5 protein-coding genes are annotated in these 7447 nt (G+C 48.5%); 3 read left to right on the forward strand and 2 right to left on the reverse strand.

Features of this window, described 5'->3' with window-relative positions:
* Genes F2P45_RS22745 through F2P45_RS22755 form a run of 3 tightly spaced genes read left to right on the forward strand, consistent with a single transcriptional unit; the run spans position 1 to position 5616 of the window.
* Positions 1-1260 carry a restriction endonuclease subunit S gene (locus F2P45_RS22745; protein WP_166880191.1) on the forward strand — a complete coding sequence of 420 codons (1260 nt, stop codon included), beginning with the start codon at positions 1-3 and terminating at the stop codon, positions 1258-1260.
* 1 nt (position 1261) lies between these two features.
* A complete protein-coding gene (locus tag F2P45_RS22750; RefSeq protein ID WP_166880192.1) occupies positions 1262-2521 on the forward strand; it encodes an AAA family ATPase in 1260 nt (419 codons plus the stop codon).
* Complete coding sequence (locus F2P45_RS22755; RefSeq protein ID WP_166880194.1) at positions 2518-5616, forward strand: HsdR family type I site-specific deoxyribonuclease; 3099 nt, start codon at positions 2518-2520, stop codon at positions 5614-5616. The genes F2P45_RS22750 and F2P45_RS22755 overlap by 4 nt, the downstream gene beginning before the upstream one ends.
* Before the next feature lie 739 nt (positions 5617-6355).
* Here F2P45_RS22755 and F2P45_RS22760 read toward each other — a convergent pair.
* Positions 6356-7171, reverse strand: a complete 816-nt coding sequence (locus F2P45_RS22760) for an IS630 family transposase (protein ID WP_166880195.1) — start codon at positions 7169-7171, stop codon at positions 6356-6358.
* A 66-nt stretch (positions 7172-7237) separates the two neighbouring features.
* Positions 7238-7447 (reverse strand): transposase domain-containing protein (locus F2P45_RS22765; RefSeq protein WP_166880197.1); only part of this gene is annotated, 210 nt, incomplete at its 5' end.

The following is a 7447-nucleotide window of genomic DNA, read 5'->3' on the forward strand; positions in this document are numbered from 1 at the left end:
ATGGAAAAACTGCTGAAAGGCGTTGAGGTCGAGTGGAAGCCATTGGGGGAGCTCGGCACATTAGTTCGTGGAAATGGCCTGCCTAAAAGCGATTTTACAGAATCAGGAATTCCCGCAATTCACTACGGCCAAATCTATACTTATTATGGATTATCAACTTTTTTGACAAAATCTTTTGTTTCTCCAGAAACCGCTGAGAAATTAAAAAAGGTAAACAAGGGCGATGTTGTAATTACAAATACTAGTGAAAGCTTTGCGGACGTTGGAAAAGCAGTAGTTTACTTAGGTGAACGCCAAGCCGTGACAGGTGGTCATGCTACGATATTCAAGCCAAGCGAAATTATTCTCGGCAAATATCTTGCTCACTTCACTCAAACAGATATATTTTCGGCGGAAAAGCGAAAATATTCAAAAGGAACGAAAGTAATTGATGTCTCCGCCAGTGATATGGCGAAGATTTCAATCCCAATCCCTTGCCCAGAAGACCCAGAGAGATCACTTAAAATCCAAAATGAAGTGGTCCGGATTTTGGACGCCTTCGCCGGGCTTACCTCCGAGCTTACCGCCGAGCTTACCGCCGAGCTTACTGCACGCAAAAAACAATACAACCACTATCGCGACCAGCTGTTGAGTTTTAAAGAAGGCGAAGTGGAGTGGCGCACCCTGCCAGAGATGGCGCTTGATTTCGGGCGCGGCAAATCTAAGCACCGTCCGAGAAATGACGATAAGTTGTATGGGGGCAATATACCTTTCATACAAACCGGTGATATTCGGGGGGCATCGCATCGGATCATGCAATACAGCCAAACGTACAGCGAGTTTGGCCTAAAACAAAGTAAGCTATGGCCCAAAGGTACGCTTTGCATCACCATTGCAGCCAACATTGCGGAAACATCTATACTGGGTTTCGATTCTTGTTTTCCTGACAGTGTCATCGGTTTTGTTGCCGACCCTGCGAAAACCAGCTCTGACTATGTTGAATACCTTCTTCAATCTACTAAAAGAAAACTGGAAGAGATAGGGAAAGAGAAAAGCAGCGCTCAAAGCAATATAAATCTTGCTACCTTTGACCAATTGAAACTACCTTTTCCATCGCTTGCGGAGCAGGCTCGAATCGTCGCTATTCTCGACAAGTTCGATACCCTTAACAATGCGATCGCTGAAGGATTGCCGCGAGAGATCGTACTGCGCAAAAAACAATGTCAATATTACCGCGATTTATTGTTTGCCTTCCCGAAGCGGGCAATGGTGGAGATTTAAAATGGGTAAAACGCTAACAGAAATCGCCCAACAGCTGACCACCTCTAAGAAGATTCAAAAGACGGTTGCCGAAAAAACAAAGATAGTAGAAGAGACAAAACCAGTTCCTAAGGTTCAACTCATCTATGCCTTTAATGGCGCCGGCAAGACACAGTTATCCCGGGAATTCAAAAAAATAATTGCATCTCAATCAGAAGACGAAGTTGATCAGCCTGAACTCTCTCGCAACAAAATGCTCTATTACAACTCCTTTACCGAAGATTTGTTCTATTGGGACAATGATTTAGATGGCGTTGGAAAATCGAAACTGAAAATTCAGCCTAATTCGTTTACGGATTGGGTCCTAAATGTACAAGGGCAAGACCGGAACATTATCACTAATTTCCAGCGTTACACCAATGACAAGCTCACGCCCCGATTCAACGCCCAATATAATACTAAAGATAAAGATGGCAAAGAGATCACGGTCCCAGCGTTTTCGGAGGTGACCTTCTCAATTGAAGGGGGCGATGATGCGCATTCTGGAACTATGAAAATATCTAAGGGCGAAGAAAGCAATTTCATATGGAGCATATTTTGCACACTAATTGAACAAGTCATCAGTGTTCTTAATATTGTTGAGCCAAGCGAGCGTGAAACGGATCGATATAATCAGCTTGAATATGTATTTGTTGATGACCCAGTCAGCTCTCTGGACGATAACCATCTGATTCAATTGGCCGTTGACTTGGCGCAACTGATAAAATCAAACGAATCCGGCGTCAAGTTTGTTATTACAACCCATAGTCCGATTTTTTTCAACGTCCTTTGCAACGAGTTTGGCAGTGATGAAAAGACAGAACGTTACCATTGGAAATCGAAGTGGTTCAGTAAATCGCGACTTGAGAAAAATGAGGATGGTAGTGTTCATCTCATAGAACAGCCAAACGATTCTCCTTTCTCATATCACCTGCATCTGATATCGCAGCTAGAAGAGATCATAAAAAGCGGACAGGTCGAAAAATATCATTTTAATCTACTTAGGAATGTGCTAGAAAAAACCGCCACATTCCTCGGTTACAAAAGATGGGAGCATCTTTTACCCGCAACAGACGATGGTTTACCTAACCCATATGCAAAGCGCATTGTCAACTTCTCTAGTCATTCTAAACACGCTGCAGAAGAAGTTGCGCCGCTAAAGCCAGAAGAGAAGAAGATTCTGGAAACTCTGGTCAAGTACATGGTCGATCGCCATAAATTTTGGCAGGAAAAAAACACATGATCGAATACAGCACCATTGCCGAATCTAAAAATTTTATCGTTTTAGATAAATATGCCCAAGAGTGGCAAGTTGCCGGAAGTTATCAAAGCGAGGCGGATTTAGAACGGGAGTTCATTGAGGATCTGCGACACCAGGGTTATGAATATTTGCCTGGCCTTAGCACGCCCCAGGCCTTGCTCGCCAATGTGCGCTTCCAACTTCAAACGCTCAATAACACGCAATTCGCTGATAGCGAGTGGCTACGGTTTGTTGACACATGGCTGGACAAACCAGGCGATGGCATCGTCGAGAAGACACGGAAATTCCACGACGATTACGTTCACGACTTTGTCTTTGACAACGGACGTATCCAAAATATTTATTTGGTGGACAAAAGGAATGTTGCACGCAATAAAGTTCAGGTGATCAAGCAGTTTGAGCAGACTGGCACGCGCGCTAACCGCTATGACGTCACTATTCTGGTCAATGGCTTGCCTCTTGTTCAGGTAGAGATGAAAAAACGCGGCGTAGCAATCCGCGAGGCGTTTAATCAGGTGCACCGCTACAGCAAAGAAAGTTTTAACAGCGCTTACTCCCTTTTCAAGTATTTGCAGCTGTTTGTAATCTCTAACGGCACCGACTGCCGCTACTTTGCAAACACGACTCATCGGAATAAAAATAGCTTCGATTTCACAATGAATTGGGCGAAGGCTGACAATAGTCTTATAAAGGACTTGAAAGACTTCACCGCTACCTTTTTCCAGAAACACACTCTGCTCAATGTGCTTCTTCACTACTCAGTTTTTGATGCAAACAACACGCTGCTCGCGATGCGTCCCTACCAAATTGCCGCGACGGAACGCATTCTTTGGAAGATCAACAGCGCATACCAGGCAAAAAACTGGAGCAATACGGAGAGCGGTGGCTTTATCTGGCACACAACCGGCTCAGGCAAGACACTCACCAGTTTTAAGGCAGCGCGTCTGGCAACGGAACTGGACTTCATCGACAAAGTGTTCTTCGTCGTGGACCGCAAGGATCTTGATTACCAAACCATGAAGGAGTATCAACGCTTTTCACCAGATAGTGTAAATGGATCAGATAGCACGGCGGGTCTAAAGCGTAATCTAGAGAAGGAAGACGACAAGATCGTCGTCACTACTATCCAAAAGCTTAACAACCTGATGAAGAGTGAAGTCGACCTTCCAATCTATGACAAGCAAGTAGTATTCATTTTTGATGAATGCCATCGCAGCCAATTTGGCGAGGCGCAAAAGAACCTGAAAAAGAAGTTCAAGAAATTCTACCAGTTCGGCTTTACCGGAACCCCGATTTTTTTAGAGAACGCGCTTGGCGCTGATACCACGACTAGCGTGTTCGGACGGGAATTGCATTCGTACGTAATCACCGATGCCATTCGTGACGAAAAAGTTTTGAAATTCAAGGTGGATTATAACGATGTCCGTCCACAATTCAAGGCAATTGAAACTGAGAAGGATGAGAAAAAACTGAGCGCGGCGGAGAACAAGCAGGCCTTACTACACCCTGACCGCATTCGTGAGATCACACAATATATACTGAACAATTTCCGGCAGAAGACTCACCGATCCCAACCGGGCAACAAGGGTTTCAATGCCATGTTTGCAGTCAGCAGTGTTGACGCAGCTAAACTTTACTACGAGTCATTTAAGGAATTACAGAAGGGAAACGCCAGGAGCTTGCGTGTCGCTACTATCTTCTCGTTTGCTGCCAATGAAGAACAAGACGCGATTGGAGACATTCAGGACGAAAGCTTTGATGTATCGGCCATGAACAGTAGCGCGAAAGAGTTTCTAAGTGCTGCCATAGCGGACTATAACATGCTGTTTAAATCCAGCTTTAGCGTGGACAGCAATGGCTTCCAGAACTATTACCGCGACCTGGCCAAGCAGGTTAAGGCAAAGGAAATCGACCTGTTGATCGTGGTAGGCATGTTCCTAACAGGCTTTGATGCCCCCACGTTGAACACTTTGTTTGTTGACAAGAACTTGCGCTACCACGGTCTCATTCAGGCCTATTCGCGCACGAACCGGATCTTTGACGCCACGAAGACATTCGGGAATATTGTCACCTTCCGCGACCTGGAACAGCCAACCATCGACGCTATCACCCTGTTCGGCGATAAGAATACTAAGAACGTGGTGCTGGAGAAAAGCTACACCGAATACATGGAAGGCTTTACCGATGCCGCTACCGGGGAGGCACGGCGAGGCTTTAAGGATGTTGTGACAGAGCTAGAAACTCGGTTCCCTGACCCCGCAGCCATTGAAACGGAGGCAGATAAAAAGGCGTTTGCCAAGCTGTTTGGCGAGTATTTGCGCGTCGAAAACGTCCTACAAAACTATGATGAGTTCGTTAGCCTGAAGGAACTGCAACGCGTCGATATCGGCGACCCAGCATCGATCGAGGCATTTAAAGCAAAGCACTATTTAGCCGATGACGATCTCACGGCTCTAAAGGCCATTCCGGTCCTTGCTGAGCGAAAAATTCAGGATTACCGATCGACGTACAATGATGTACGTGACTGGCTTAGGCGCCAGAAAGCTGGAGCCGAGCAAGGTAACTCCACCATCGATTGGGACGATGTGGTCTTTGAGGTCGACCTGTTGAGGTCTCAGGAAATCAACCTAGACTATATCCTGGAGCTGATCTTTGACCATAACAAAAAAATCAAGAGCAAATCGGAACTTGTGGATGAAGCTCGCCGCGTAATTCGCACGAGCTTGGGAAACCGCGCCAAAGAAAGTTTGCTGGTGGACTTCATCAATCAAACTGATCTGGACAAGCTAGGTGACAAAGCTAGCGTCATCGAAGCTTTTTTCACCTTCGCTCAATCTGAGCGTAACCGTGAGGCTACTGATTTGATTAACGATGAAAAGCTCAATGAGGCGGCAGCAAGACGCTATCTAACTACCTCACTTAAACGGGAATTTGCCAGTGACAATGGTACGGAGCTCAATGCCGTACTGCCAAAGATGAGCCCTTTGAACCCCCAATATCTGAACAAAAAACAGGGCGTATTTCAGAAGCTTGCAGCGTTTGTCGAAAAGTTTAAAGGTGTGGGTGGCCAGCTCTAGTCCAAGAGTCAAGCAGCGCCGTCTACTCATGCGATGCCGCTAGCGGAATGATTTGGGGTGAGAGACAAAGCGATTGTGTCCACAAATTCGATTATGGGCACAATAATTCAACAATCGTCGGCACCTCAAAACGTGGCAACAACTGATGGCTCACCGACGAGTTCGAGCTTTCCGAGGTCATGCAATCGTTGTTGCCTCACGCTTCCATCTTGCGCATGGCCCCCAGAGCAGAATGCCAACACTAATCTGGTGTTCCCCTGGCGCAAACTGTTAAGGGAGGGCCAAGCGGCACCTGCGAGACGGCCTGCGCGCTGTTGCCGATGACGGTGGCGGCACCGGCATTGGCGCAGCCGTGGCCGAGCCAGAGCATGCTCCTGCTGGGCTCATCGAACCGACGGTCAGCAAATTGGGATTGCGCCTGGAGGGTGTTGTCGAGGTGGCCGTGCTTGACCAGGTCCTGCGACGGATATTGCCATGATCGCCTTACCGGCGCACCCGGATCGGCCCGCCCCCGACGTCACCGGCACACGCTTTGGCTTCAACGAACTGGAGGCAATTATAACCCTGAAAAGTTGTGCGACAAGAACGGCCAGATCCTCGGCGTATTCAACCGGTACGCAAAGTTTAGCTGCTGTTCCCTCCCCAGCCCGGCATCTCGCCGCAACCCTGTAGCGTATTGATTTTTTTCTATGTAGGAAGTCGCTGCCAGATTGCGCTTGAAGATGTCCGTCCTAGTAGATCATCCAGTTGATTGTGATGGATAGCAACGCGCCATCGTCTCTCTTGCGTGGCGCGACGTGAATTGCCAACGGATCGGCGTGCCGCACTGATTGCGCGCATCTTTCCAAGCGTTGACCAGTCTCGCCAGAGTGGTGATGTCTGAGGTACGGCGATCCAGGCACTGACGCGACAGGGCAGCAAACTCAATTTCAGCCATGTTCAGCCAACTCCCATGCTTGGGCGTGTAGTGAAATTCAAGCTTTTTCAACAGGGCGTTCGCCTTTTCGGGTGGGAACGTGTCATATAACGATCCCGGTTTGTGCGTGTTCAAATTGTCCATGACTACCCGAATCACCTCGGCATGCGGATAGGTTTCCACAAGGCGCTCCATAGCGCGTGCAAAATCGGCCTTGGTACGTCGCTCGGTAACCCATGCTTCGCGCCGACCGGTCGCCGGTTCGCAAAACAGCATGATGTCGGCCACGCCGCAACGTACATATTCCGTATCTTCCCGCGCTGGCTGGCCTGGCTGCATTGGTTGAGCCGGTCTGGCGTCATCAATCAACTGCCGTGGCGTTTCATCGAAACAGGTCACCGGTCGTTGGGCATCGTACGGGGCGTCATACAGGTCAAGCACATCTTCCATGGCAGCGACAAAATCGCCACTTACTTCGGGTGTGCACCACTCCCGTTTTTGCCATGGCTTGAGGTCGTTTTTTTGAGGTAGGATCGCACCGTCTCCGGTGAAATCGACTCGGCCAGTCCCAGCTCCACCACTCGCCCGGCTAGCAATTTGAGTGTCCAGCGCGCATGCTTCTCGTCGGGGGTACTGCACGCTTCGGCAATCAATCGGGCTTGCGCGTGCTCGTCGAGCGTAAGCGATCCATCAACCCCAGACTGTTCAGGAAGTCACGCCGCTGGTTAAATCGGGGGTATGCAAATCCTTCATATTCCACGGCAGCAGCGCCGCGACGTCATCCACGGTTTTCGCCGCTGGCAAGTCGCGCAGCACCCGGCGCAGCCATGTGTAAGGCTCCAGGCCATTCGCTTTGGCCGTCTCCAGCAGCGAGTAAATAACCGCACTCGCATTAGCTCCAGCTACCGTGTCGCT

The organism is Massilia mucilaginosa, from assembly GCF_011682145.1.
In the GTDB taxonomy this organism is placed as follows: Bacteria; Pseudomonadota; Gammaproteobacteria; order Burkholderiales; family Burkholderiaceae_D; genus Telluria_A; species Telluria_A mucilaginosa.

Bases quoted from the DNA above. Each gene is read 5' to 3' on its own strand.
- F2P45_RS22745 (WP_166880191.1), top strand. From the start codon at position 1: ATGGAAAAACTGCTGAAAGGCGTTGAGGTCGAGTGGAAGCCATTGGGG.
- F2P45_RS22750 (WP_166880192.1), top strand. From the start codon at position 1,262: ATGGGTAAAACGCTAACAGAAATCGCCCAACAGCTGACCACCTCTAAG.
- F2P45_RS22755 (WP_166880194.1), top strand. From the start codon at position 2,518: ATGATCGAATACAGCACCATTGCCGAATCTAAAAATTTTATCGTTTTA.